This is a genomic window from Aquabacterium sp., assembly GCF_016195855.1.
Lineage (GTDB): Bacteria > Pseudomonadota > Gammaproteobacteria > Burkholderiales > Burkholderiaceae_C > Aquabacterium.
Genome location: NZ_JACPYU010000010.1, coordinates 184,681 through 210,726 on the forward strand (window position 1 = coordinate 184,681; position 26,046 = coordinate 210,726).

The window sequence follows — 26,046 nt, forward strand, 5'->3', positions numbered from 1 at the left end:
CCCGAGTCGTCGTTCAGGCGACAAAGGTGTCCTGCGGCATGTGCAGCGATTGCATGAACGCGGCCACGTGGCGATGGCGGACCAGGCCCACCGCCTGCCCGGACCACAAGGACATCAGATCCGGGCGGTTCTGGGCGATGGCCGCCTGCTTGAGCACGCCCGTCAGCCAGTTTTGCCAGGGGTAGGGCAGGATGTCCTCGGGGTGTGCGTCCAGGGTCGCCATCAGCTCGTTGCGCAGGCCCCGGGCCAGCCGGCCGCTGAAACCCGCGGTGAGGGCTGTCGCGGGCTTGTTGGCGTCGTGTAGCGCCTGGTGGTGTGGCGCCCCGGCGTTGGACTCTTCACAGGCCAGGAAGGCCGTGCCGATCTGTACGGCGTCGGCGCCCAGCGCCATGGCCGCGGCCACGCCTCGGGCATCGGCGATGCCACCGGCTGCGATGACGGGGATGCGCACGGCGTCGCGCACCTGGGGCAGCAGCGAGAACGTGCCCATCAGCAGGGATGTCGGTGGGCCGGTGAAGGACACGCGGTGCCCGCCTGCGTCGCTGCCCGTGGCCACGACCATGTCAACGCCCGCCTCCTCCAGCAAACGTGCTTCGTGGGGGCTGGTGGCGGCCCCCATGGTCACGATGCCAAGCGCCTTGCAGCGCGCCAGGATGCGTGCATCCGGTATCCCGAACACGAAGCTGAACACGGCCGGGCGGGCTTCGAGCACGGCTTCCAGTTGCTGCGCATAGTCGGGCCAGACCGAGGCGGGGTCTGGCTGTTGCGGCAAGGCCAGCCCCAACTCGTCGAAGAAGGGGGCCAGACGCTGCAGCGCGCGTTGCCATTGCGTCGCCGACACGGCGGGGTGTTCGGGCTCGCCCGGCAGCGGCACCCACAGGTTGAGCGCGAATGGCCGCTCGGTGGCCGTGCGCAGCGCCCTGGCCGTTTGCAGGATCTGTTCGCCGCGGAGGTGGTGCACGCCAAACGACCCCAGCCCACCGGCGGCGTTGACGGCCGCCACCAGCGCGACCGAGGAGAGGCCCCCGCCAAACGGGCCTTGAACAATGGGCAGGGCCAGGCCCAGGCGGCGGGTGACAGTGGTATCGGTATTCATGGTCGTCTGGTGTGCTTGGCGCAACGCTGGGTTCAGCTCAAGAGGCCTTCGGCCTTCATCGCAGCCTGCATGGCCGGGCGTGCCTTCACACGGGCCATGAAGGCTTGCAGCTGCGTGTGGGCGGACAGGTCCAGCTGCACGTAGGCGCTCCAGGAGGCGACCACGAAGAGGTAGGTATCCGCGGCGGTGTAGGTGCTGCCGGTCAGGTAGTCACGATCGGCCAGTTGCGAGGACACCCAGGCGAACTTGCTTTGCAGTTGCTTGGCGAACAGCGCCTTGGTCTCGGCTGATGCTTGCGCGTTGAACAGCGGCGAGAAGGACTTGTGCAGCTCGGAGGTGATGTAGTTCTGCCACTCCATCACGCGGTAGCGGGCCATGGTGCCGGCTGCGGGCATGAGGTCGGTGCGGCCGGCCTGGTCGCACAGGTACTGGCAGATCACCACGCCCTCGCTCAGGCGCTCGCCGTTGTCGAGCTCCAGCAGGGGCACGGCGCCCTTGGGCGTGATGTCGGCGTAGCGCTGGCCGGAGGCCGTCAGGCCCTTCTGGGTGTCGACGCGGTCCAGCTCAAAGGGGCGGCCGATGTCGACCAGCAGGGCGTGAGGGACGAGCGAGCAAGCACCGGGGCTGTAGTAGAGCTTCATGATGAGGAGGGGGCTGAGCCCCGTGTGTTGATCAGGGCTTTCAGCTTATTGATGCGCGCTCGTCACGTGAAGAGGCTATCGTTCACATGACTGATGCCTGTCAGGCACAAATCAAGGAGCGAGAGGCCATGAGCCGTCAGTTTGAAGATGCCCAGCTGGGTGACATGGAGCTGTTCGTGCTGGCGGCGGACGCCGCGAGCTTTACCGTGGCGGCCGAGCGTGTGGGCATGACGCCGGGTGCGGTGAGCCGCAGCATTGCCCGCCTGGAAAAGCGCCTGGGCGTGCGGATGTTCATGCGCACCACCCGCCAGATCAGGCTGACCGATGCGGGGCGCCTGTACTTGGCGCAATGCCGCTTGATGCTGACGCAACTCGGTGAGGTCGAGCGGCAGTTGAGCCGCCAGCAGGTGCAGCCTGCCGGTGTGGTGCGCGTGAGTCTGGCCACTGGGTATGGGCGCCACCGCGTGCTGCCTTTGTTGCCCCGCTTTCGCCAGCGCCACCCGGAGATATGCCTGGAGATCCAGCTCAGCAACCGCAATGTGGACTTTGCAAAAGACCGCTTTGATCTGGCCCTGAGGGCGCGGCATCAGACGGACTCCAGCCTGGTCGCGCGCAAGCTGGAAGATGCCGAGCTGGTGGTGGTGGCCTCACCGGGTTACCTCGCGCGGGCCGGGGAGCCCCGCACGCTGGACGAGTTGCGGGCGCACGAGTGTGTGCAGTTCGTGCTGCCCCGCACCGGGCGCTGTGTGGACTGGTCCTTCCGGCAGGATGGGCAGGATGTGGAGGTCGCCACGCGCGGCAGCATCACCTGCTCGGACGAGTTGGATGGGGGCGTCTACCTGGCCCGACACGGCGGGGGGCTGTACCAGACCAGCCGCTTTCTGGTGGAGCGCGAACTGCTCACCGGGGAGCTGGTCGAGGTGTTGGCGCCTTATGGCGGGCGTTCTCGGCCGTTTTCCATCGTGTACCCGCATGCCCGCCTGTTGCCCAAGCGGGCCCGCTTGCTGGTGGACTTCCTGATCGAGCACCTGAGCCCGGGCACGCTGGTGTGAGCGGCCTGCCCGGGCGGGGCGATCTGACGCCGGTCAGACCACCTCGGCAGGGGGCCGGCGTTGCAGCACCCCGATCGGTGGGGCCCAGCGCGCGCCCTTGGGCTTCTTGGACGTGACCAGGGTGACATCGGCCGGCTCGAACACCTCGACGTTGTGCGTGATGGGCGTGGTCAGCACGTACTGCGCGCGCGTGCTGCGCAGGAAGTGGCCGACCAGCTGGATGTTGCGCACGTCCAGGTGGGCAAAGGGTTCGTCGATGAACACGAAGCCGCCAGGGGTTTCGTCGTCCTTCATCAGGCCCACCAGCAGGATCAGGGACTTGATCACCTGCTGGCCACCGGAGGCCTCGCCGTCGTTCAGGCCGATGCTGCCCTTGCCGTCGAAGTTGAAGTGCACCCTGAGCTCGGCCTGGCGCAGGCCGGTGTCGTCACCATCCAGATGCGGCAACTCGGCGTTGACTTCCACGCCGGCCAGCTGGCCCAGCTCGATGATGTTCTTGCGGTAGCGGCGCACCGTGACCTTGAGCACATCGGTGTAGCGCTCGCGGGCGTTGTCCACGGCGATGGCCGCCGCAGCATTGCTGGCCTTGCGCTGGTTGAGCTCGTCCTCATGGCGCAGCACGTTGGCGTTCATCAGCGTGAGCTGTTCGATCACGGTGGGGTCGGTTTCCCACTTGCCTTCGTTGAGCTCGCGCTCCACCGCTTCGGCACGCAGGCGGGCCTGGGTGGCGTTGCCGTAGTGGCCCAGCATCTCCTTGATGCGCTCGGGGCGGCGCCAGCTGCGCGGCAGTTGCAGCTTGACCTCGCGTGACATCACCGCTTGCGCGATGACGTCGTCAAAGCGGATCTGCCATTCGCGCTCGTGCTGGGCACTGCGTTGTTCGATGTGGGCCAGGCGTTCCTGCGCCTGCTTGTAGGCGTGCTGCGCATTGGTCTGCTCGACCACGGCGCGCTTGAGCTGGGCCTCGGTTTGCTGCCAGCGCTCGCCCGCTTCGGCGCGGGCCTGCTTGAGCACGGGCAACTGGCGGCGGGCCTCGGCGAACTCGGCTTCGCGCTCGGCCAGCTCGGCCGCGGCGGTGAAGCCTTGTGCGGCCTTGCGGGCGTCCTGCAGCTGGCGGTCAAAGAAGGCCTGGTCACGCACGATGCGCGTCATCTCTTCGTCGAGCTGGGCCAGGCGCTTGTCGATCGAGTCGCGGCGGGTGGCAATGGCCGAGGCGCCGAACTGGTGCTGGCTGGGGTCCACCCAGACGCTGCGGCCACCACGTGGGTCGCGGTGGTAGGCGTCTGGCGTGATCCATTCGCCGCCGACCTTCACGCCTTCTTCGGTGTGGGCCACGCGGCGGATGTTGCCCAACTGGCGCAGCAGCCAGTGGGGCGCGGCGGCCGAGAAGTTCAGCACGGCCAGCAGGCTGTGCTTGTCGGGCTGGGCCGGTGCGTCTTCGGCATCGGCCACCACATAGTGGCGGTAGCGCTCCTTCTCGGCCAGGGCGAGGGCCTGGGCTTCCTGCCCGGCGCGCTCCAGCACCACCACCCAGCGGCTGCCGCGCAGCACGCCTTCGGCGGCGGCGCGCCACTTTTCATCGGTGATCTCGATGATGTCGGCGATCAGGTGGTGACCAATGCCGGCTTCATCCAGCACACGGCGAAAGCGCGTGACCTCGGGTGGGGGCGGGGCCAGGCGCTGGCCCTTGAGGCCGTCCATGGCCTTCTGGGCCTCGTCGCGCTGGTCCTTCAGGCGCTGCCATTGCGTGGACAGCTTCTGCTTGTGCTCGCCCAGCTCGGCAATGCGCTGCGTGAGTTGCTGCGCGTCGCCTTCCACGCTGGCCAGGCCTTGCAGCTCGTCGGCGCGCTTGACCAGCAGCTCGACGGGGCGTTCGGCATCACGCGCTTCTTCCTGCACGCGGCGGGCGCTGCGCACTTGCGCTTCCAGCTCTTCCACGCGGGTGGCGGCATCGGTCTGGTCCTGCAGGCGTTGCAGCAGGTCGGCCTTGACCTGGCCATGCTGGCGGCGGTCGTCAGACGATTGCAGGCGCTGCTTGTGCAGCTCGCGCAGCTTGTTGGCCAGGCCCTTGCGCGTCTCGACGTTGCTCAGCACCGGCACGACTTCGGTGGCCAGGGTTTCGCGCTCCTGGCACTTGAGTTCCCACTGACGGTAGTTGTTGACGCGCGATTCGAGTTCGGCGCGCTGGGCCTTGCCGTGCGAGAGCTCGCGCTCGGCGGCTTCCACTTCCTGCGTGAGCTGCTTCTGGTGGTTGCGGGCTTCGTCGTAGCGGTCCAGCACGTCCTGGTCACCGAAGACGTCGAACACCAGCTTGAGCAGCTCCTTGGGCGAGTACTCGCACAGGCGGTCGGTCTGGCCTTGCTCCAGCGCCAGCACCTTGGCAATCGCACGGGACAGGCCCGCGCCTTCCAGGCGCTTGCGCCAGTTGTCGATGCCCAGCCAGTCCTTGTCACCACGCTCGATCAGTTGCTCGATGGACAGGTCGCCGTCGAGCATGATGTAGCGGCGAGTCCAGTCGCCGCCATTGCGGTCGATGCGGCAGGCCAGGGTCACCACGTCGGCGTACAGCAGGCAGCGTGCAAACGGCCGGTTGGAGGACTGGCGGTTGCGGGGGCGGTTGTCCACGGTGGCGCGCAGCCAGGCGCTGTCGGCGTTGGCGTGGCGGGCGTAGGTCTTGTAGTTGCGCCCGCCCGAGCAGTCCAGGCCCAGCAGGGTGCGCATGGCGTCCAGCAAGGTGGTCTTGCCCGAGCCGTTGGGGCCGGCCACGGTGATGATGGCGCCGTCCAGCGGCAGGGTCAGGCGCTGGCAGTAGTCCCAGTGCAGCAGTTCGAGGCTTTGCAGGTGAAACATCGGGGATCAGGCCTGGTCGGGGGCGGCAGAAGGGGCAGCGTCGGCATCGGCCGTGGTGTCCGTGTCCGCAGCGGGCGAAGCAGCGGTTGCCACAGCGCTGAAGGTGGGGGTGTCGGGCTCGGCGCTCGCGGTGGGGGGCATGGGCAAGGTGGGCTCGTGCACGGGTCCTGGCGAGCCATCTGCATCCGCATCTGCTTCATTCGTGATCTCGACGAGGTCCTCATCCGGGATCTCTTCAAGCTCTTCCTGCACCGGGTTCGTGAGCGCCAGCGGCAAGTTGCCGATCAGCTCCTTGGCCTGCATCAGCACATCTCCCAGGGCGCCTTGCAGGATGCGCGAGGCCAGTGCGTCGTAGTCCAGCAGCAGGTCCAGCAGCGGGCCTTCGACGATGTCTTCGCCCTTGCGCAAGATGAAGCCGTGGTTTTCCAGGCGGCGCAGGTTGGTGTCCAGGCGGGTTTTCTTGCCCAGTTGCACGCCAAAGTCGGCCAGCAGGGCGCGGTAGGACACCAGGGGGCTGACGCTGGCGGCCGTGGGCACGGGGCGGTCCTTGCCGAACATGTCGTTCTGCTCGTCGCCATGCTGGTTGGCGGCGCGTGCGGCCTGGCGTTCGCGCTTGGGCAGGATGATCAGCGCCCACAGGATCACCAGCAGCGAGACGGCGTCGCGCGGCAGGTCGATGTTGTTGTGGCTGTTCAGGCCCGTTTCACCGAACACGGTGGATTCGGCCGGGCGCAGCAGGGCCACGCTGACGTGGTCGGCGTACAGGTTGTCGATCAGGCGCAGGCCCACCTGGGCCAGGCGCTCTTGCGTGGCGGCCCACAGTTCGGCGTCGATCAGGGCGCGTTTGACCTTGGGGTGCTGGCGGGGCAGCCAGCGGCGCGCCAATAGTTCAGCGGCCAGCAAGGCCGCGTCATCGAGGTGTGCGCTCATGCTTGTGCTTGGTTGGATTTCTTCGAGGCACCCGAGGCCTTGCGGCGGGTGGGCGCATCCTGGGCGGGCGCGGCCGTCAGGACGATGGGGTCGCTCTCATCGAGCGGCAAGGGGATCACCTGGCCGTGTTCGTCGAACTGCGCAGGGTAGATCTCGCCGTCGCTGATCAGGGCCACGGCTTCGTCCGTGGTGCCGATGTGCGTGGGCTTGAACTGCCACTGCCAGGGCGCGCGGGCCAGGTCGCCCGTCAGGCCCTTGAGGGTCTGGGCTTGCGCATCGCCCACCAGGGGCATGAGTTGCAGGCGGTAGGCGGCCTGGGCGAAACGGCCACCGAGGATGGCGTCGCCCAAGGGTTTGCTAAAGGGCCTGATGACGGGCTTGTTGACGGGGCGCGGTGAGCCCGCGTCGCTGTCGGTTTGTTCGGCTTCGGCTTCGGCTTCGGCTTCGGCTTCGGCTTCGGCGCGGGCGGCGGCCTCTTCGGTGGCCAGCTCCGACCAGCGGTCCAGCAGGCTGATCAAGTTGCCCAACTCGGGCGGCAGGCTGAGCGTGTCGAGCGTGCCCATGGCGGCTTCGGCCGGCGGGGGCAGGGCGGCTCCACGTTGGGCGTCGGGCCGGTCGCGCTCGAACTCGCCTTCGGCCACGTCGACCAGGTCGTGCTGGCTGACCATCACCGGGCGCACCGGCACGGACAGGGCCTCGCCCATCAGCTCGTACAGGGCCGGGTGGCGTTGCAGCCAGGCGCGCACGTCGGAGGTGGTCAGGCCGGTGGAGCCCAGGGTGACGCGCTGGCGGTCGGCCTGCTGCAGGGCGCGGGTGAACTGGCTGGCCATGGACAGCAGGCGGGCCTGCTCCTGGCCGATGGCGCGGGCCTCGCGCTCCAGGCGTGGGTCTTCGTGTTCGGCGCGGATCAGGGCGGTCAGGGCCTGGCCGGCGCGGTCCACCAGGTCAAGGGCGCGGTCAAAGCGTGGCTGGGCCAGGCGCAGGCGCGACTCCGAGCCGCTGGCAATCGCATCCGAGAACTCGTCGTGCAGGCGCGCCAGCTGGGCGTGCAGGTGCTTGAGCTGGTTGGTGCTGACCAGGCCGAGCTGCTGGGCGCCGGCCACCTGGGCCAGCAAGGCGGCCATGTCGTCGTACTCGGCGGCTGGCGGCGTGGTCAGCGGGGCCAGCAGGCCGTGCACCTGTTGCGCCAGGGGGGAGAGGTGGTAATCCTGCGGGGTGGCGTCCCAGACCAGCAGGTTGAGGTCGCGCAGGCGCTTGAGCACGTTGTCCAGCGCCTCGGGCAGCACGGCGTGGAACAGGCGGTTGACGTCGTCGCGCGACAAACGGGCCTGGGGCTGGCTGGCCAGCTCCATGAAGCACCACAGGCGCAACTGCACCAGGGCCTGGGGGCCGCTGAACAGGCCACGCAGGGCTTCCAGCAACTCCTGGCGCTGGCTCAGCGCCCAGGCCAGGGGCTGCTCGGGGGCAAATTCCGGATCTCGGAAATACGCCTCGAAGCTGGTGCTCTCGTTTTGTTCTGGAAGGGGCGCCTCGATCATGGGGGGTGATTGTGCCGGAAGGCTTGGCCCCGATTTCTTGTCGCAATAAGTTAGACGATCGGGACAAGCTCGGGTATCGTGAGCAATACACAACCGAAAGATGCCTCGTGGCCAAACCCAATTACCAGTACGAAAAACGTCAGCGCGAGCTGGAAAAGAAGAAAAAGAAGGAAGAAAAGGCTCAGCGCAAGACGCATGGCGCCCCTGTTGCCTCAGAGCAGCCTGTGGCTGAAACCCCTGAGCAACCGCCTGCCGCATGACGAAATGTGGCGCTCATGCCAGAATCGCGCCCTTTTGTGATGAAGGGGAGTGCTCGTGGATTTGAAGGTGCCCATCAAGATTGCCGATGAACTGTCTGACGAGGTCATCACCTCGACGGGCTTGCTGGACCTGGCCAGCGGTGAAATCCACCGTGTCACCTATGACGACTACGACGTCAGCGTCGAAGGCCTGCCCGTGGACAGCGAAGACTACGAGTTCACCAGCGGGATCCTGTCCAACAACGGCAAGGACGTCGAATTCGGTATCCAGGTCAACAAGACCACGGGCCAGTATTCGGTGACGCCCAACGAGTTGCTGGAGATCAAGACGCGCGCGGCAGCCCTGTTTGCCGGCCTGTCGGGCAAGGACCTGCTGGCCAGCGTCGAGGCCAAGAACGGCCGTTCAGGCAAGGCCCACTGAGGGCGTGCCGCGCCGGGCGGCCGTGTCGGGCGCCTGATTGGGCCCCATGACACGGTTGCGGCCCGTGCGCTTGGCCTCGTACAGGGCCTTGTCGGCGGTGGCAAACAGCGAGACGCGGTCCATGCCCTCCTGGGGTGTGATGCTGGCCACCCCGATGCTCACCGTCACGTGCCTTGAGGGCGAGTAGTCATGCGGCATGTCCGCCTGGCTGACCGCATGCCGGATGCGCTCGGCCAGGTTGCGTGCCTGTTCCAGCGTGCCGCCGGGCAGCAACACACCAAATTCTTCGCCCCCCAGCCGGGCCGCCAAGCCCTTGTGGGTCTGCGCGGTCTGGCTGATGAGCTCGGCCACCTGCTTGAGGCAGTCGTCGCCGGCCAGGTGCCCCTGCCTGTCGTTGTAGAGCTTGAAGTGGTCCACATCGATGATCAGCATGCCCAGGTGGCGCTGGTCCTGCAGGCACTCGCGCCAGATGCGGTCCAGGTCGTCCTCGAACTGGCGGCGGTTGCTGATGCCCGTGAGCGGGTCCACCACCGACAGCGCCTTCAGCCGCAGGCTGGCCGCGAGCAGGGCGTCGCGCTGCAGCCCGTCGATGCGCGCCAGCAGCCATTCCTTGCGTGATCCATGCTCCAGCGTGTAGGACAGGATCAGGGTGTAGGCCATGTTGTTGACGATCATGAACAGGCTGTCGCGGTACACCACGGCCTGCGTCGCGCCCTGCGGTTGCAGCAGCATGGCGGCCGCCACCGAGGCGATCACCGCCGGCAGGCAGGTGAACCAGAAGGGCTGGCGCGCCCCCACGGCCGAGAACATGGGGATCAGCATCAGGCTCACCGAGTAGCACAGCGCCGAGGTCAGGTGGCTGTGCGACACGATCCAGGTCGACACCACCGCCAGCATGGCCGTCCCCAGGCTGAAGATGCCCTCGCGCCAGAGCGGGCGGGGCGTGAAGTAGTTGAGCACCGCCATCATCAGGAGCACGCCGCTCAGCCAGGCCTGCACGTCCAGCACGGACTCCTGGATGTCCGGGAACATCGCCCGGTTGCTCAGGGCAAACACGTTGTAGGTGATCAGGCCCACCAGGGTGTTCAAGGCCAGCACCTTGCGGCGTGACTCGGCATGGTGCGCCAGGTAGGCGTCCTCCAGTGGGGCAGGAAAGCGCAGCCAGCGGGACTGGCTCTCCAGCGCCTGCTGGCAGCGCGCTTCGTCCTGCTCGGCCTCTTCCTTGTCTTCCTTGTCGATGCGGGCATCGCCCTCGGGCAGGGTGTAGCGGGTGGGGGTGGCGTGGAGGGCGAGGGGGGCAAGCGGGTCCCCGTCCTGCGTCACGTGCACGCGGTTGCGCCCCAGGGCCTTGGCCTGGTAGAGCGCGCGGTCGGCGCGTGCCTGCAGCGCCTGGGCGGTGTCGCGGCCATCGGCCACCCAGTGGGCCAGCCCGGCGCTGACGGTCACGTGGTCGGCTGCGTCGGAGGCGCTGTGGGGCATGCGCACGGCGGCGATGGCGGCGCACACGGCCTGGCCGGCCTGAAGGGCCATGTCCGGGGTGTGGTCCGGCAGGATCAGGGCAAACTCTTCGCCACCCAGGCGCGCCGCCGAGCCGCCATGGATCTGGGCCTGCATGGCCAGGATGCGGGCGATGTCGATCAGGCAGGTGTCGCCCGCGGCATGGCCATAGGTGTCGTTGTAGCGCTTGAAGTGGTCCACGTCGACGGCCAGCAGGCTCAGCGGCTGCGGGCCCGCATTCGCCTTGTCGATGGCCTGTAGCAGGGTGGTGTCGAACTGGCGGCGGTTGTACAGGCCGGTGAGCGGGTCCTGGATGGACAACTGATGCAGCTGGGCAGATGTCTGCAGCAGGGCCTGCCTTTGCTGGTGCTCGACCTTGCGCAGCAACCAGTTGCGGCGCTCGCGGTGTTCAAAGGCATAGTTGGCCAGCAGTGCGAAGGCGTAGCTCAAGGCCATCAGGTGCGTCAGGCTGGTGACCATCTGGGCCTGGTAGGGCGTGTTGCCCTTGACGAGCAGGGCGTAGGTCGCAAACGAGACCAGGGCCGAGCCCAGCGACCAGTGAAAGCGCAGCCGCGCCGCGATGCAGCTGTACATGACGGGGATGGACGCCATGGCCGAATGCGTGATGGCCGTGTCGGGTTTGCTGGCCGTGGCCATCCAGGTCACCAGCAGGCTCATGGCGGTGGCCAGCAGGGCCGTGGTGAACTCGGCATGCCAGTTGCGCCTCAGGCGTGCAGGGCTGAACCAGGTGCCCAGCAGGCCCGCCATGGCCAGGGCCGTCCAGATCCAGACCAGCTGCCAGACGAAGGCCGCGATCTCGGGGGTGGCCTCGTCGACACTGCTGGAGCCGACGAGCACGCCCACGCAGCCCAGCAGGGCGCACGACACCAGCAGGCGGCGGCGGGGCTCCAGGGTGTCGGCGTCAAATTCGGCTTCCAGGGCCTTGGGGAAACGCAGGCCCAGGTGGCCGCGGGCGAGTACGGCTTCGGCCGAGTCGGGCGCGGCGGCGCGCACGGGCTCAACCGCGTCACGACGCGAGGGGTCGTCACGATGAAGTCGTACGGTCTGGTTCACAACCGCTTATCGGCAGGTGGCAAGCCAGAACTGAGTGTGGCTTGGGCCGTGGGGGAGGCCATGTGCGGGCATTTCCTGTGATCTGGCCTGAATCGGCTGGCATGGGTAATGCATCAGGCTACTAGACCCCCTCTTTGGGGTCAACGCACCCCCGAAAAAGGGTGTGTTTTTCTGGCCAAGACCTGAATTAATGCGCTTGTGCCCGTGTACTCCCCAGGGTGTAGGGCAACACGCTGTGAGATAGTGATCTGGCGTACCGGGCGGTTGTCGGCCCGGTGCAGCTGCCGCGAAAGGGGGCCCCCATGCAGTTACTCGACGAGATGCTCTCCCTGAACCTGCTGACGCCCGATCAGCACCACGAGATCGGCTCGTGGGTCAGCCATTCCAAGACCCCGGACAAGATCATGCAGATGCCCGCTCACCTGTGGCGGGCCCTGGAGATGGCCAGTCTGCTGATGGACTTCGACGTGGACCCGTCCTTGCGGCATTAGGGCTCACGGGGCTCTCGGTCAGGCTCAGTACGGATTGGTGGGGTTGAGCACCCCGGAGATGGCGTCCACGTAGTAGGGGGCCGTGCCTGTCCAGTCGCTGAGGTTGAACACGGTGTCCGAGTCTGCCAGCTTGCGCACCTCAACCGTGCTCATGCTCAGCGGTTTGCCGGGTGCGCAGACCGTCGGGGCCTGCAGTGGCCGCATGAAGTACACCGCGCTTTCGCTGATGGTGGACACATTGGTCACGCGCCGCGCCGTGTACGGCTGGTAGGCACCATTGCCCTGCACCAGCAAGGCGGCCTCGACGTCCACACCGATGCCGCGCGCGGCGCTGGCGCTCAGGATGCCGCCGGTGCAGCCCTTGGTGCCCACGGGCGCGACCAGGCGGGCCATGAAGGTGATCAGGCGCCCCATGCGGTCACGGCTGTCCAGGTGGGTGTCCAGCACGGTGTTGGCCAGCGCGGGTGAGGTGATGAATCCCCCACTCAGGCTCAGGGGTGAGGGGTCCAGCGTCACGTACTTGTTGTAGGGGTCAGCCAGCGCCTGCGCCGAGGTGATCGTGCCACGCAAGGCGCTGAAGTCAAACTGACCAAGCACGGCCATGCCGGCGCTCGTGCCGCCCAAAGGCGCGTTGCGGGCCAGCAGGGCTTTGAGGCTGCGGTCCAGCTCGGTGCCCTTCCAGTAGCGGATGTAGTTGGCCTGGTCGCCACCGGCGATGAACACCGCATCGGCGCGGGCCACCACGGCATTGACGAAGGGGTCGTTGGCCGCATCGACACTGGGCACATTGAGCGTTTCAACCGAACTCAAGCCCAGCGAGGCGCCGCCGGTCCAGCCATCCACGGGCGGGTTGGTGGTGGACGATTGCGCGTTGCTGTAGAGGATGTAGGGGCCGTAGGTGTCGCGGGCCGAGGCCTGCAGCACCACGAAGCGGCCGCCCGAGCCCGGCTGGATGCCCGCGCGGGTGATCATCCAGCGGAACGCCGCGTCCACATCGGGGCCACCGCCCATCAGGACCAGCGAGGGCGTGCCGGGTGGCGTGGCCACGTGGACCGGCGCGTCCGGGTTGCCGGTGACGTAGTAGTCATAGGGCTTCTTGCCGGCGATGGACAGGGTGCAGACGGTGGCCAGCAGCAAGCCGAAGGCCCGGCGCGACCAGGTGCCTGTGGTGATGAGTCGGTCATTCATGATGCAGGGCTCCTGTGCGCGTTTTCATCAGGCGCAAGCGGTGGTTTCGGTCTGCAAGGGCGTGCACGACTTCACGTCAGCATTGCACGGTGGCGTGCAAACCCCTGTTGGGTCTGTGCCATTGTTGCCGAAGAGGGATGAGTCGGGTGGGCCTGTTTGAGCCAGCCGGCATCCCCATGTCCCTTTTGACGTCCTCATTTAACTCGGATCAAAACCCGGCCTCGCCCGAGATGGCGGCCCGGGTGAACAGCGCGCGTGAGCGGGCCATGCACGAGCTGCTGCCCAACGCCATGCTGTTCAGCCTGATCTGCACCCTGGGGACCGCGCTCGTGCTGCAAAGCCGCGTCCAGCATCCGGGGCTGGAGACATGGATGGTGGCGCGCATGCTGATGAGCTGCGCCCGTTTTGGGTATTCGGCCTGGTTTCTGATGCGGGCCCCGCGCCGCACAGGCAGCTCCCTGCTCGTCTACCGGGGCCTCACCGCGGCCGATGGCCTGACCTGGAGCGCCTTGGTCTGGGGGTTGACGCCGCTGGACCATCTGGAGATCGCGGTGGTGACCATCAGCGTGGTCATCGGCGTGGCCACCCTGGGTACCTTCATCCTGCATGTGGACCTGCCGTCGGTGACGGGCTTTGTCACCACCATCATGCTGCCCAATATCGGCTTCGTCCTGGCGCGTGGTGATGACCTGGGCACCTATTGCGCCGCCGCCTTTGTGGGCACCTGGGTGATCTTGCTGAACGAAGGGCGCCGCTCGAACTTGCGCATCAAGGAGTTGCTGACCTTGCGCTTTCAGAGCGAGCAGGTGGCGCAGATCCGCGACGAGGCCCTGCAGCAGGCCAAGTCCCTGAGCGAGGCCAAGAGCCGCTTTGTGGCCACCATGAGCCATGAGATGCGCACGCCGCTGCACGGCATCCTGGGCCTGACGCGCCAGTTGCGTGCCAAGGCGCAGGATACGCAGAGCCTGCGTCAGCTGGACCTGATCAAGGGCTCGGGCGAGCACCTGGTCAATGTGATCAATGACATTCTGGATTTCTCCAGCATCGAAGCGGGCAAGCTGCCCATCCATGCCCAGCCCTTCAACCTGCGCACGCTGCTGCAGGAGATGGTCGAGACCTCCAAGGTGAGCGCGCACGACAAGGGCCTGAGCCTGTTCACGTCCATCGAGATGGCGCATGACGTCGATGCCATCGGGGACCCGGTGCGCATCCGGCAGGTGCTGCACAACCTGCTGGGCAACGCGATCAAGTTCACGCCCAGGGGCCATGTGCGGCTGAGCGCCCGCCACGACGTGCTGACGGGCGTGCTCACGGTGCAGGTGAGTGACACCGGCGTGGGCATCCCCGCGGCCGATGTGGCGCGCGTCTTCGAGGCGTTTCACCAGGCCGAGGGCACCTACCAGCGCCGCTTTGGCGGAACGGGCCTGGGGCTGACCATCTCGCGGGACCTGTGCCGGGCGATGGGCGGTGAGTTGCTGTGCGTCAGCGAGCTGGGCAAGGGCTCCGTGTTCAGCTTCACGCTGCCACTGCCAGTGCACCATGCGGCCCCGGCCGCGCAGGTCGCGCCCTCTGTCCGGGTACATGGCGAGCACGCGGCGCCACACGCACTGGGGCTGGAAGGGCCGCCCCATGTGCTGCTGGTGGAAGACAACCCTGTCAACGCCATGATTGCCGAAGCCGAGTTGCGCGCCTTGGGGGTGAAGGTGTCCTTGCTCGACAACGGCCAGGACGCGGTCGATTGGCTGGCGCACAACCGCGTGGACCTGGTGCTGATGGACTGCGAGATGCCCGTCATGGATGGCTTCGAGGCGACGCGCCGCATCCGTGAGCACGAGCGCCAGTGCAACCAGGGGCCCGTGGGCATCATCGCCCTGACGGCCAATGGCAAGGAGGTGGTGGCCGACCGCTACCGCTCCGCCGGCATGGACGATCACCTGGCCAAACCCTATACGCCCAGTGACCTGGCACGCCTGTTGAGGCGGCATCTGCAAGGCGCGCCCAGCGGCTGGCAGGAGGAGTTGGGGGTATGAAGCGGCGGACGCTGTGGTGCGCCGTGGTGCTGGCCTCGGTCAACGCCTGGGCAGCAGGCAAGCCGGCCTCGACCGACTGGGTCCCCTCCAGAGACGGCGTCGAGGTGGTGGACGTGCATGCCCGCCAGATCTGGGCCCGTTGCGTCGAAGGCATGCAGTGGGACGGCCAGACCTGCCATGGCGAGCCCGTGCTGGCCACGCACAAGGAAGCGCTGGCCCTGGCGAGCGCGCGGCGCAAGGCCGACGGACTGGACTGGCGCCTGCCCCGGGTGACGGATCTGCGCCGCCTGGTCAATGAAACGGGCGCCAGGCGCGGCCTGTCGCAGGCGCTGTTTCCTGCCGCACCGCGCGACTGGTACTGGGCGGGCACGGCCAATGTGGACGCGTCCTCAGGCGCGGCGGCCAACCCCTACAACTACGGCACCGTCATGCGCGGGCAGGACAATACCGGCCTCAACCGCATGGCCTTTTTGAATGGCTGGGCGGTGGACATGGCCTCGGGCGACGCGCGGGGCGACATGCCCAAGCGCACGGCCCGCCTGCCTGTGAGGCTGGTGCGTCCGCAGGACTGAGTTCAGCGTCGCTCGTGCTGGTGATGGGGCTTGCGCATGTGCAGCGCGGCCTGTTTGCCTGCGTCGGTCGGGCAGGGGACACCGTTGCGCATCTCGATCCAGCCAAAAGCCTGGTAATCGGCCAGAAAACCGGGCGGCAGCAGGCGCGCCTTGTTCTGGCTGATCATGTTCAGGTAGGCCAGGAAATCCCGTTCTAGCTCCTCACCGCGTGAGGCGGGAAACGGGTGACTCGGCATGGGATTGGTGTGTTGTCTCATCACGTCCATCCGGTTGTTGCGTTGCTCCCTGACAAGCCATTTTTGTCTGGCCTCCACAGGCGCCGCGCCAACCGATCACGCTGTGCGTGTCGGTCTTGTCAACCTTGGGTGGGCGCGCTGGGGGAATTGAGTATGCACGTGCGGCAAAAAAATGCCAGTGTTTTGTGCTGCAAAAAAAGCAAGCACAAATACCGCAAGCCTGATACAGTCCGTGCATTGCTGCAATTTGCTTACCTACGCAGCCTCAATCGTCTGATCCACGATTCGACCATCACGTCGCCCCCACCGCTCGATCAGACTAGACGACCCGACAAACCGCGGTCGATCACTCCATCGGCGAGCTCACCCCCTTACGCATTGCATCGTTGACCCTGCGTTGACCTCTGGTCGCACGCACTGTCCGATTGCTCCCGCCTCGACATGCACGGTCGTTTTGCGACTTCGTGCCTTACACGTCCATAGTGAACATCACACCAGCCAACGCGCTATCGGTAGGCAAGTACCTCTTGTCTCCCCTCATCAAACTCACTGAATCTGGTCAGTACGCCGCCTCGGTTTCCGTGCGCAGCGGACGCGGATCCGGCACCCACGACCGGATCTTCCGGTTCGTGCCCTTCTTTGCCACCAGCGAAGAAGCCACGCTGTATGCACTGGCCCAGGGCCGTCGCTTCGTACGGCAAGCAATCTAAGGAAATAAGTGGCCAAAGAAGATCTGATTGAAATGCGCGGCCAGGTGGACGAAGTTCTGCCTGATGCACGCTTTCGCGTGACACTTGAAAACGGTCATGCGCTCATCGCCTACTCGGGCGGCAAGATGCGCAAGAACCGTATCCGAATTCTGGCTGGCGACAAGGTGTCCCTGGAGCTGTCTCCTTACGACCTGAGCAAGGGTCGTATCACCTTCCGCCATCTCGAAACCCGTATGAATGGCGGGCCTCCTCCCGCACGACGCAAGTTCCGTTGAACGCGCGTCTGCAGATTTCACACATTCAAATTTCTCTCTCGAAAGACTCCATCATGGAAAACAAGCTCTACGTCGGCAACCTGGCCTACTCTGTCCGCGACGACAACCTGCAACAAGAAATGTCTGCCTTCGGCAGCGTCATGTCCGCCAAGGTCATGATGGACCGTGACACCGGTCGCTCCAAGGGTTTCGGCTTTGTCGAAATGTCCTCGCCCGAAGAAGCGCAAGCCGCCATCCGTGGCCTGCACGGCAAGACCGTTGACGGTCGCGCCCTGGTCGTGAACCTGGCCCGTCCTAAGGAAGATCGTCCTTCGGGCGGCTTCGGCGGCGGCAATGGTGGCGGCGGCTACCGCGGTGGCCGCGGTTCTTACTAAAGAACCCGTGCCATACTGAGCCCATGAGCATGCAGGCCTTGATCGCTTTGTCGCATCACCACCATCACCATGGTTCGCCATGGCGCCGTGGTCGTGCCTGCACGCTCGACTTGCAAAGACCTTGAGACCTCAAGCAGCAAGTAGCTCAGACAACACCGAAGGCGCCGCAAGGCGCCTTTTTCTTTGGCTGGAACTTTTTTGGCAAGGACCCCCTTTCATGAGCCGATTCTGGAGCCCGCTGGTCAAGCAGTTGACACCGTATGTCGCAGGGGAGCAGGCCCGCCTGCCTGATCTCGTCAAGCTCAACACCAACGAGAACCCCTACGGGCCGGCGCCCGAGGTGCTGGCGGCCATCGCGCACGCCAATGCCGATGACTTGCGCCTGTATCCCGATCCGGCTGCCAGCGCCTTGCGGCGTGTGATCGCGGCGCACCATGGCGTGCAGGCCGACCAGGTCTTCGTGGGCAATGGCTCTGACGAGGTGCTGGCTCATGCCTTTCACGCGCTGTTCCAGCACGGCCTGCCGGTGCTGATGCCGGATGTGAGCTACAGCTTCTACCCGGTCTACTGCCGCTTGTATGGCATCCCGCATGAGCTGGTGCCCCTCAAGGCTGACTTCTGTCTTGATGTGCAGGACTACGCGCGGCCGGCTGGACAGGTGGGCGGCGTGGTGCTGGCCAATCCCAATGCGCCAACCGGGATTGCGCTGCCCCTGGCGGACATCGAGGCCTTGCTGCGCCTGCATCCGGACCGCGTGGTGCTGGTGGACGAAGCCTATGTGGACTTTGGCGGCGAGAGCGCGGCAAGCCTGATCGCGCGGCATCCCCATCTGCTGGTGGTGCAGACCTTGTCCAAGTCCCGTGGGCTGGCGGGCTTGCGTGTGGGTTATGCCCTGGGGTCGGTCGAGCTGATCGAGGGCCTGGCCCGTGTGAAGGACTCGTTCAACTCGTATCCGCTGGACCGCCTGGCGCAGGCCGGGGCGGTGGCGTCTTTCGGGGCCGATGCCTACTTTCGTCAGACCTGCGCGCGGGTCATGCAAAGCCGCGAGCGTTTGAGCGCCGGTCTGCGCGAGCTGGGTTTTCAGGTGCTGCCCAGTGCAGCCAACTTTGTGTTTGCCACGCACCCTGGGCAGGATGCAGGCGAGCTGGCCCAACGCTTGCGCGCGCAGGCGATCCTGGTGCGGCACTTCAAGTTGCCGCGCATCGACCAGTTCCTGCGGATCTCGGTGGGGACCGATGCCGAGTGCGGGCGTTTGCTCGGCGCACTCAACACGATCACCCGATCCAGCTAGCCCCGACCGCCCCCTGCGCCCACGATGAGGTTGAACACCTCGCGCAGCAGGAGCAACTCAGCCATGTTGCTGCCGCGCAGTTCGCTGATGGCCTTGAACACGCCGCCGTGCTCGGCGATGGCGGCTTTGGGCGCCTCGAAGGTGTCAAAGCGCAGCAGGTGGATGCGCACGGGGCCGGCGTCCGTTTGTGCCCAATGGTTGAAGTCGCCCAGGTGCAGCAACTCGGCAGGGTTCAAGCCGTAGCGATCGACCACCGCCTGTTTGACCACTTGCGCATCTTGCTCTGGCGCCATGGCCTCAGGCGGGGCCATGGGCTTGGCCGATTCGGGCAAAGCCTCGGGCCACAACAGGGTGCTGCCGCCCCAGCGGGCAAACAACAGGGCGGTGCTGTAGCTGTCGAAGTGGCAAAGGATCACGCGGTTGCGCGCCAGGATGTCTTGCGGGTTCATGTGATGGTCTCAAGGCGAAGGCCATGCCAGCTTAGCGAGCCACGGCGCGCTCGCCCCTGATACCCATGTAAATCGCTCGCTCCGCGATGAGGCCTGAGCCCCCCATTTTGAGCCAACAGCTAGGGATGGCGCCCCGGGCGTGATGGGCAGACAGTCGGGCGACACCCACTCATCAACCCCACAGGAGCGACACCATGTTTCAGGCTTATCACGGGGTCACCAGCACCCAACACCAGACCAACTTCAACAACCTGAGCGCCCAGGGCTTCCGGATGATCTCCCTGAGCGTGTATGGCGACCCGGGTGACGCGCGTTACGCGGCCGTCTGGGTGCAGCGCACGGGCTCGGCCTGGGTGGCCGTGCACGGCGTCAACAGCGAGGGGTACCAGTCCTTCTTCAACAACTGGACGGCCAAGGGCTTTGTGCCGACGCTCGTGTCGGCCACGGGCACCGCCGGCAACGCGGTGTTTGCCGCCGTGTTCGAGCAGGGCATCAGTGGCAGCTGGATGGCGCGCCACGGGGTGCCATCGGGCCCGGAGGCCAACGCCGGCACCTTTCAGCACCTCAACAAGACCGCGCACAACCAGCGCATGGCCTTGCGCTCGGTGGCCATCTACGGCACCCCGGGCGACCGCCGCTACATGGCCGTGTGGCACGCCAACCCCGGTTTCGTGAAGTGGCATGCCCACCCATCGGACACCGGCGAGAGCTACCAGGACGTCTTCAATGCCGAGGTTCAACTGCCTGGCTACCAGCTGTCGGGCTACCGGCCCTCGTATGTGGCCGTGTCGAGTGACCACATGTACTGCTCGGTCTTCAAGGACGACGTGGTAGGCCCCTGGGTGGCCCGGCACGGCATGAGCGCCGCGGACTACCAGGCCGAGTTCGACAAGCAGAAGGCCTCGGGCCTGTACCCCATCTGCGTGCAAGGCGGGGGTGTGGGCGCAGACACGCGTTACGCCGCCATCTTCGCCAAGCAGGACACGCCCATGGCGCGCCAGTGGTCGGCCACCGGCACGCCTGTACCCCATCTGGCGGCACTCGACCACGCCATGCAGACCTTCATGCAGGCGCATGGCGTGCGCGCGGCCCAACTGGCCATTGGCAAGAACGGCGTGAGCAAGTTCTCGCGCGCCTACACCTGGGCCGAGCCTGGCTACCGCATAACGCAGCCCTCTGACCGCTTCTTGCTGGCCAGTTGCAGCAAGATGTTCCTGGAAGCCGCCGTGCAGGCCTTGTACGACAGCAAGCAGTTGTCACCGGCCACCAAGGTCTACCCCTTGCTGGGGCTGACGCACCCGGCAGACCCGCGCAGCGACAACATCACCATGCAGCAACTGCTGGACCACATGGGCGGCTACGACGACACCGGCACGGGTTCGGGCTTCGACCCCACCTACAACATGCGCAAGATCGCGCTGGACATGAACCTGGGGCGTCCCGTGACCAAGCTGGACGTGGCGCGCTACATGTATGGCCGCGTGCTGGACTTTGCACCGGGCACCAACACCAAGTACTCGAACTTCGGCTACCTGCTGGCCGGGGCGGTGGTGGAGAAGGTCACGGGCAAGACCTACTTCGACTTCGTCAAGACCAGCTTGCTGCAGCCCGCCGGCATCACTGAAGTTGAAGTCTTCCCGACGCTGGCCAACAAGCGCAGCAGCCACCAGGCCATTGCCGAAGACGAAGGGCTGGGCCTGAGCCCGCTGGATTTGTCGTCCACGCGCCTGATCCCGTCTGTGTACGGTGGTGATGGCGAGATCAACGAGGTGGGGGACCCCAACGATGGCACCGGGGCGTCCGCACACGCCATGGTGCAGTTCATCCACCTGCATGCGGCCTGGGGCAATGGGCCTCGCTCGCCTGGCTCTGCGCGCTCCGGCAGCACGCCGGGTGCCTCGACCCTGGCCGCGTCCCGAAGCGACGGGGTGGACTGGGCCTACACGGTCAACACGCGGGACTGGGCGCCGGGTGTCTCACCCACGCTGGACGACCTGGGCAACAGCCTGACCCACATCCTCGATACGACAACGATCTCGTGATGACCGGAAGCGAACAGGGGCCGCCACGTTCCCGTGTCGGCCCCTGTTTCGGGTTGACTGGCTGATTGGATCAGCTGCCGTAGCGGCGCACAGGCTCGGCCGCCGTGCTGGGGCGCGCCACCTTGTGGGGCTTGGAGAAGGTCATCACGCCGTCTTCCAGCTTGCCGTTGTGCAGCTGTTCCTTGTCCATGGCGTAGTTCTGGTAGAGCTTCCAGGGGGCGCGGTCGGCGCCCTTGGGCAGGGTGGCTTCAGCGCGGGCCACATAGCCCGATGTCATGTCCAGCAGCGGGGCCGGTTGCACATTGGGGTCGCGGCGCGCCGTGGCGATGCGCGTGCCGGTCTTGTCCATGTGCTTGATCAAGCGGCACACGTACTCGGCAATCAGGTCGGCCTTGAGCGTCCACGAGGCATTGGTGTAGCCCAGCGTGTTCGAGAAGTTGGGCAGGTCGCTGAACATCAGGCCCTTGTAGGAGATGTGCTTGTTCATCTCCACGGGCTTGCCGTCCACCGACATCTGCATGCCGCCGAACAGGCGCAGGTTCAGGCCGGTGGCGGTGATGATGATGTCGGCTTCCAGCGTCTGGCCGGACTTGAGCAGGATGCCCTTGTCGACGAAGCGATCGATCTGGTCGGTCACGACCGATGCCTTGCCCTTCTTGAGCACCTTGAACAGGTCGCCATTGGGCACGGCGCACAGGCGTTGATCCCAGGGGTTGTAGGGCGGCGTGAAGTGCTTCATGTCGAAGTTCGGGCCCACCTGCATCTTCACCTGCTTGAGCAGGAACTTGCGCACGGCGTTGGGGTACTTGCGCGACAACTTGAAGATCATCTGGGTGATGAAGTTGTTGCGGGCGCGGCTGATGTTGTAGACCGTCATGTCCGGCAGGAACTTCAGCAGGAAGCGCACCATCGGGTCGAACTGAGGCACCGAGATCACATAGCTGGGCGTGCGCTGCAGCATGGTCACGTGCTGGGCCTTGTCGGTCATCGACGGGATCAGGGTGATGGCGGTAGCACCCGAGCCGATCACGACCACGCGCTTGCCGCTGTAGTCGAGGTTCTCTGGCCAGAACTGGGGGTGGATGACCTGACCCTTGAAGTCGTCACGGCCCTTGAACTCCGGCGTAAAGCCTTCTTCGTAGTTGTAGTAGCCCGAGCACATCATCAGCCAGTTGCAGGTGAGCTGCACGGTCTCGCCGCTCTTCTTCTGCACGGTCAGCGTCCACTTGGCGGTCTCGCTGTCCCAGTCTGCGGCTGCGACCTTGTGGCCGAAGCGGACCTTCTGCTGCATGCCGCCATCACGGGCGACTTCCTGGATGTAGTTGCGGATGCGGTCGCCGTCGGCGATGACCTTGGGCTCGGTCCAGGGCTTGAAGTTGTAGCCCAGGGTGTACATGTCCGAGTCGGAGCGGATGCCGGGGTAGCGGAACAGGTCCCAGGTGCCGCCGATCGTGTCGCGGCCTTCCAGGATGGCAAAACTCTTGTCCGGACACTGTTTGCTCAGGTGCCAGGCGGCGCCGATACCGGACAGGCCTGCGCCCACGATCAAGACGTCAAAGTGTTCGGACATGTCTGTTGTCTCCTGCTGGTCCAGTTGGCTACGTCTGGTTTTGTAGCCCGGTGGCTATTCAACCCGGAAGGTACTTTGTCACTGGATCACGATTGACGTGCATCAAGCGACGAAACGGTTCGGCAATGTATATCTGAAAACTGTCATTGTCAAATGGGAAGGCTGCGCGAATCGGGGGGTGTCGCGTGAAATGCCCTGTTGTCGCCATGGCTCACCATGTGACAAGTCATGCTGCGCCGCAACAATGGCGCATCTTGTTGATACAGTCGCCGGGCGGCCCGTGCCGGGCCCGCGAAACGACTGACCATGGACAAACTCAAACGCACCTTGACCTTGCGAGGATGGTTCCGGCTGATGGCCGTGAGCCTGGTGCTGGTGTTCCTGCTGGTCGAGGCGCGCCTGGTGCAACTGGAGTGGCGCCAGCTGCAGCGGGCCGAGGAGGGGCAGCAGGCCGTGGCCCGTTTGCGCCTGGCGCTGGCGGCCATGGAGATGGTGTCGCGCGAGCGGGGGCCGGCCAACAGCGCGCTGGGTGACGAGACGCCTTCGGGCAGCCCGGGGTTGCATGAGGCCTTGCTGACGGCGCGTGCACGCACTGACCAGGCCTTTGCTGACTTGCATCAGGTGCTGCAGCACGAGGCGGGCCATGCGCGCTACCAGAAGGCGCTGCTCAAGGCCGATGCCTTCCTGGGGGCGCTCAAGCAAGCGCGTCTGGCCGTGGACCGGCAGGCGGCCTTGCCCTTGTCGCAGCGCCAGCCCGAGGCCTTGCGCCAGAGCGTGCGCGGCATGGTGGAGCTGGTGCCGCTGTTGGCCCCGGCCATCACCGTGCTCACCGATGACGCCCAACTGGCCGACCCGGCGCTGGGGTCTGCCGTCTGGGCCGCGCGCCTGTCTGCCGAGCTGCGTGAATACGCGGGGCAACTGGGCTCCCTGTTCACGCCCGCCTTGAGCAGGCAACAGCGTTTCACGCCAGAAGAGCTGTCCGCCATCGAGCGTGTCAAGGGGCGCATCGAGCAGTTGCGTCACCTGCTGGATCTGCGCATGGGGCAGATGGACGAGGCCGATGCCGTGCTGGCCGCGCATGTGCTGATGGAGCGCGATTATTTCGACAAGGCCGCACGCCTGATCGACATGGTGCTGACGACCGGGCGAGACACGGGGCAGTTCGGCATGACCCCGGCAGACTTCGCTGCGGCCTATGTGCCTGACATGAACTCGATCCTGGCCCTGCGCGACGCGCTGCTGGATGGCGCCGATCAGCGCTGCGCCCGCGTTCAGGCCCGTTCACAGCAATGGCTGGCGGGGGTGCTGGTGACGACGTCCTTGCTGATGGGGCTGGTGCTGCTCTTGCTGCGTGTGGCCCATGAGCGCTTTGTTCGGCCCCTGTCGCAAGCGGCCGATGTCTTGCATGCCATGAGCGCAGGTGACCTGAGCCGGGCCTTGCCCAAGGCCGTGGTGGGTGATGAGTTTGCCGAAGTCTTTGGTGGCATCAATGCCTTGAAGCAGCAAAGCCAAGCGCGTGCGGCACTGGAGCTGGAGCGGGACAAGCTGATCGTCAGCCTGCGCGAGCAATCCACCACCGACTTCCTCACCGGCCTGCCCAATCGCCGCGCTTTCTTCGAGGCGGCTCAGGCGGAGCTGGCGCGTGCCAGGCGGCACGGCTTCCAGCTGGTGCTGATGCTGCTGGACGTGGACTTCTTCAAGAAGATCAATGACACCGCAGGCCATGCGGCGGGCGACCAGGCCTTGAAGGCCGTGGCCCACACGCTGCGGCACTCCAGGCGCCAGGGGGACCTGGTGGCGCGCCTGGGTGGTGAAGAGTTCGTGGTCTTGTTGACCCACTGCGAGCCGGACGACGGCTACCGCTTTGCCGAACGCCTGCGTGAGGCGCTGGCCGCTCAGGACATCGTGCTGGCTGAGGGCCAGCCCACGCTGCGCCTGACGGTGAGCGTGGGGCTGGCGGCCTCAGGGGTCCATGGCCTGGATCTGGACACGCTGCTGGCCCGCTCCGACGATGCCATGTACAAGGCCAAGCACGCCGGGCGCAACCGCACCGAGGTCGCGGGGTCAGACGCCGCCAGAACCTGAGGTCTGGATGGTGGCGGGGCGGCCGCTGTCTGCGCCGGCTTCAATGGCGCGAAAGCTGTGGCCATTGACTTCCACCCGTGTACCGGGTGCGGGCTCGGTGTTTTGCGTGAAGGTGCGCACGCTGCCGTCGTCCATGCGCACGCGCACTTCATAGACGGTGACGGTGCGCGTCTGCTTCTCGACTTCATTGCCGGCAAAACCGCCGCCAATGGCGCCCAGCACGGTCATCGCGGTCTTGCCGCTGCCCTTGCCCATCTGGTTGCCCACGACCCCACCGAGCACGCCACCGGCCACGGCACCCACGCCGCTGCCCTGACCCTTTTGCTGCACGGCACGCACGGCTTCAATCACGCCACAGTTCGCGCAGGCCACAGCCGGGCGGCCGCTGAGTTCGGGCGACATGGGTTGGGCGGTTTGTTCAGTGCCTGCGTTGTCGGCCTGATGGCGGGCTTCGCGCTTGTGGCTGCTGGTGCTGGCGTGCGTGGCCGCTTCTTTGTCGACGGGGGCTTTGCCTTGTGCCTCGGTGGCCGCTTCAGGGCCGGAGGCTTGCACCATGGCCTGTTGGGTTGCTTGCTGGGCATCGGGGGCGGGCGCCGAGGGCGAGCGCAGCATCATGCCGGCGGCCAACCCCAGGCCGACCAGGGCAATGCCGCCCCCGGCAAACAGGGCTGTGCGGGGGACTTGGACGGTGACGGCGTTGGATGGCTTGGCTTCTTCAGACATGGTCTTCTCCTGGCGCTAGAACAGCAGCGCATGTGCTTACAACGCGCGAGCATGCGCCCTGGATGTCTTGCCCAGGTGAGAAGTTGTAACCAGACTTTGTGAACGCCCGGCGTTGCCTGGTTGGCGTTGCGGGCTCAGCGGCCCAGCAGCCCCTTGGGCAGCTCGACCTCACCGCTGGACGAAAACCGCACGCCGCCAAAGCCGCTGCCCGCCAGGCGACCACGCAGCGCGTATTCGATGCGGTTGTTGCTGTTGCCACTGGCCATGCCGGCCACCTGACGCAAGACGGCCAATGCCGACACCGATACCGGCACCGAGATCAGCACCTCGCCAAAGCGCGGGATGCTGCCCTTTTCGGGGCTGACACCGCTGGCAAAGCTGTTGCCACGCACGTCCAGCTCCACCGAAATGCCGTCGTAGTCCACGGCCGCTTCGTTGGGGTTCTGCACACGCAGCTTGAGCGCCATGCGCGCCTCCATCAACTCCCCGGGCAGGGGCTCCAGCCCCACCACGTTGACGCGCACGGTCTCGGCGCCCGTCAGGCTGGCGCAGCCCGTCAAGGCCACGCTGGCGGCGGCCAGGGCAAGGGTGCGTGTGCAGCGGCGTCTGTGCAGGTTCACCATGGTTTGAATTCCGTGGGCAGGGGTGGTG

At 66.1% G+C, this 26,046-nt stretch carries 23 protein-coding genes and 1 pseudogene; 12 read left to right on the plus strand and 12 right to left on the minus strand.

The window, feature by feature from the left end; translation table 11 throughout:
* Positions 1 to 13: 13 nt before the first annotated feature.
* Together HY019_RS09280 and gstA are read right to left on the minus strand one after the other, a co-directional pair.
* Positions 14 to 1,096: a nitronate monooxygenase gene (locus tag HY019_RS09280; protein WP_290691001.1), complete on the minus strand. Its 1,083-nt coding sequence runs from the start codon at positions 1,094 to 1,096 to the stop codon at positions 14 to 16.
* Between the two features lie 32 nt (positions 1,097 to 1,128).
* The gene (gene gstA, locus HY019_RS09285) at positions 1,129 to 1,737 is read right to left on the minus strand and encodes a glutathione transferase GstA (protein WP_290691004.1); all 609 of its coding nucleotides are present in this window, start codon (positions 1,735 to 1,737) and stop codon (positions 1,129 to 1,131) included.
* Between the two features lie 128 nt (positions 1,738 to 1,865).
* On the opposite strand from gstA, the gene HY019_RS09290 reads away from it, so the two are divergent.
* Positions 1,866 to 2,789, plus strand: coding sequence for a LysR family transcriptional regulator (locus HY019_RS09290; protein WP_290691009.1), 924 nt, complete (start codon positions 1,866 to 1,868; stop codon positions 2,787 to 2,789).
* Positions 2,790 to 2,822: 33 nt separating this feature from the next.
* Here HY019_RS09290 and HY019_RS09295 read toward each other — a convergent pair whose 3' ends face one another.
* From HY019_RS09295 to HY019_RS09305, 3 genes and pseudogenes are all read right to left on the minus strand, one after another.
* A complete protein-coding gene (locus HY019_RS09295) occupies positions 2,823 to 5,639 on the minus strand; it encodes an ATP-binding protein (protein ID WP_290691014.1) in 2,817 nt (938 codons plus the stop codon).
* Positions 5,640 to 5,933: 294 nt separating this feature from the next.
* A pseudogene (locus HY019_RS09300) lies at positions 5,934 to 6,569 on the minus strand (hypothetical protein); the annotation flags it as partial.
* The gene (locus HY019_RS09305; protein ID WP_290691015.1) at positions 6,566 to 8,107 is read right to left on the minus strand and encodes a hypothetical protein; all 1,542 of its coding nucleotides are present in this window, start codon (positions 8,105 to 8,107) and stop codon (positions 6,566 to 6,568) included. The pseudogene HY019_RS09300 and the gene HY019_RS09305, both read right to left, overlap by 4 nt.
* Before the next feature lie 107 nt (positions 8,108 to 8,214).
* Here HY019_RS09305 and HY019_RS09310 point away from each other — a divergent pair, with 107 nt between their 5' ends.
* Both HY019_RS09310 and HY019_RS09315 read left to right on the plus strand, forming a co-directional pair.
* Positions 8,215 to 8,367, plus strand: a complete 153-nt coding sequence (locus HY019_RS09310) for a hypothetical protein (RefSeq protein WP_290691018.1) — start codon at positions 8,215 to 8,217, stop codon at positions 8,365 to 8,367.
* A 55-nt stretch (positions 8,368 to 8,422) separates the two neighbouring features.
* The gene (locus HY019_RS09315) at positions 8,423 to 8,788 is read left to right on the plus strand and encodes a hypothetical protein (RefSeq protein WP_290691020.1); all 366 of its coding nucleotides are present in this window, start codon (positions 8,423 to 8,425) and stop codon (positions 8,786 to 8,788) included.
* Here HY019_RS09315 and HY019_RS09320 read toward each other — a convergent pair.
* On the minus strand, positions 8,771 to 11,359 hold the full coding sequence (locus HY019_RS09320) for a diguanylate cyclase (protein ID WP_290691024.1): 2,589 nt from the start codon (positions 11,357 to 11,359) through the stop codon (positions 8,771 to 8,773). The two genes, HY019_RS09315 and HY019_RS09320, sit on opposite strands and share 18 nt — an antisense overlap.
* A 302-nt stretch (positions 11,360 to 11,661) precedes the next feature.
* On the opposite strand from HY019_RS09320, the gene HY019_RS09325 reads away from it, so the two are divergent.
* Positions 11,662 to 11,850, plus strand: a complete 189-nt coding sequence (locus HY019_RS09325; RefSeq protein WP_290691028.1) for a hypothetical protein — start codon at positions 11,662 to 11,664, stop codon at positions 11,848 to 11,850.
* 24 nt (positions 11,851 to 11,874) lie between these two features.
* On the opposite strand, the gene HY019_RS09330 is transcribed toward HY019_RS09325, so the two are convergent.
* On the minus strand, positions 11,875 to 13,038 hold the full coding sequence (locus HY019_RS09330) for a cyanophycinase (RefSeq protein ID WP_290691032.1): 1,164 nt from the start codon (positions 13,036 to 13,038) through the stop codon (positions 11,875 to 11,877).
* A 176-nt stretch (positions 13,039 to 13,214) separates the two neighbouring features.
* On the opposite strand from HY019_RS09330, the gene HY019_RS09335 reads away from it, so the two are divergent.
* Both HY019_RS09335 and HY019_RS09340 read left to right on the plus strand, forming a co-directional pair.
* The gene (locus tag HY019_RS09335) at positions 13,215 to 15,068 is read left to right on the plus strand and encodes an ATP-binding protein (RefSeq protein WP_290691035.1); all 1,854 of its coding nucleotides are present in this window, start codon (positions 13,215 to 13,217) and stop codon (positions 15,066 to 15,068) included.
* Positions 15,065 to 15,640, plus strand: coding sequence for a DUF1566 domain-containing protein (locus HY019_RS09340; protein WP_290691037.1), 576 nt, complete (start codon positions 15,065 to 15,067; stop codon positions 15,638 to 15,640). Before HY019_RS09335 ends, HY019_RS09340 begins: the two co-directional genes overlap by 4 nt.
* Before the next feature lie 2 nt (positions 15,641 to 15,642).
* Here HY019_RS09340 and HY019_RS09345 read toward each other — a convergent pair whose 3' ends face one another.
* Entirely contained in the window at positions 15,643 to 15,897 is a 255-nt protein-coding gene (locus tag HY019_RS09345) for a hypothetical protein (RefSeq protein WP_290691041.1), read from the minus strand.
* Between the two features lie 443 nt (positions 15,898 to 16,340).
* Here HY019_RS09345 and HY019_RS09350 point away from each other — a divergent pair, with 443 nt between their 5' ends.
* The 4 genes from HY019_RS09350 to hisC all read left to right on the plus strand — a co-directional run bounded on the left by HY019_RS09350 (position 16,341) and on the right by hisC (position 18,526).
* Positions 16,341 to 16,586: a hypothetical protein gene (locus tag HY019_RS09350; RefSeq protein ID WP_363302612.1), complete on the plus strand. Its 246-nt coding sequence runs from the start codon at positions 16,341 to 16,343 to the stop codon at positions 16,584 to 16,586.
* A gap of 8 nt (positions 16,587 to 16,594) precedes the next feature.
* Positions 16,595 to 16,861 carry a translation initiation factor IF-1 gene (gene infA / locus HY019_RS09355; protein ID WP_035036689.1) on the plus strand — a complete coding sequence of 89 codons (267 nt, stop codon included), beginning with the start codon at positions 16,595 to 16,597 and terminating at the stop codon, positions 16,859 to 16,861.
* A 53-nt stretch (positions 16,862 to 16,914) separates the two neighbouring features.
* Positions 16,915 to 17,235: an RNA-binding protein gene (locus HY019_RS09360; RefSeq protein WP_290691047.1), complete on the plus strand. Its 321-nt coding sequence runs from the start codon at positions 16,915 to 16,917 to the stop codon at positions 17,233 to 17,235.
* Between the two features lie 217 nt (positions 17,236 to 17,452).
* Positions 17,453 to 18,526, plus strand: a complete 1,074-nt coding sequence (gene hisC / locus HY019_RS09365) for a histidinol-phosphate transaminase (protein ID WP_290691050.1) — start codon at positions 17,453 to 17,455, stop codon at positions 18,524 to 18,526.
* On the opposite strand, the gene HY019_RS09370 is transcribed toward hisC, so the two are convergent.
* Complete coding sequence (locus HY019_RS09370; protein ID WP_290691056.1) at positions 18,523 to 18,975, minus strand: hypothetical protein; 453 nt, start codon at positions 18,973 to 18,975, stop codon at positions 18,523 to 18,525. The genes hisC and HY019_RS09370 overlap by 4 nt on opposite strands.
* Before the next feature lie 194 nt (positions 18,976 to 19,169).
* Here HY019_RS09370 and HY019_RS09375 point away from each other — a divergent pair, with 194 nt between their 5' ends.
* Entirely contained in the window at positions 19,170 to 21,017 is a 1,848-nt protein-coding gene (locus tag HY019_RS09375; RefSeq protein ID WP_290691064.1) for a serine hydrolase, read from the plus strand.
* A gap of 70 nt (positions 21,018 to 21,087) precedes the next feature.
* On the opposite strand, the gene HY019_RS09380 is transcribed toward HY019_RS09375, so the two are convergent.
* A complete protein-coding gene (locus HY019_RS09380) occupies positions 21,088 to 22,587 on the minus strand; it encodes an NAD(P)/FAD-dependent oxidoreductase (RefSeq protein WP_290691071.1) in 1,500 nt (499 codons plus the stop codon).
* A gap of 306 nt (positions 22,588 to 22,893) precedes the next feature.
* Between HY019_RS09380 and HY019_RS09385 the strand changes: the two genes are divergently transcribed.
* Positions 22,894 to 24,672, plus strand: a complete 1,779-nt coding sequence (locus HY019_RS09385) for a GGDEF domain-containing protein (protein ID WP_290691074.1) — start codon at positions 22,894 to 22,896, stop codon at positions 24,670 to 24,672.
* Here the strand turns inward: HY019_RS09385 and HY019_RS09390 are convergent.
* Positions 24,652 to 25,395, minus strand: a complete 744-nt coding sequence (locus HY019_RS09390) for a glycine zipper 2TM domain-containing protein (protein ID WP_290691077.1) — start codon at positions 25,393 to 25,395, stop codon at positions 24,652 to 24,654. The two genes, HY019_RS09385 and HY019_RS09390, sit on opposite strands and share 21 nt — an antisense overlap.
* Before the next feature lie 134 nt (positions 25,396 to 25,529).
* Positions 25,530 to 26,018 carry an LEA type 2 family protein gene (locus HY019_RS09395; RefSeq protein ID WP_290691080.1) on the minus strand — a complete coding sequence of 163 codons (489 nt, stop codon included), beginning with the start codon at positions 26,016 to 26,018 and terminating at the stop codon, positions 25,530 to 25,532.
* Between the last annotated feature and the right edge of the window lie 28 nt (positions 26,019 to 26,046).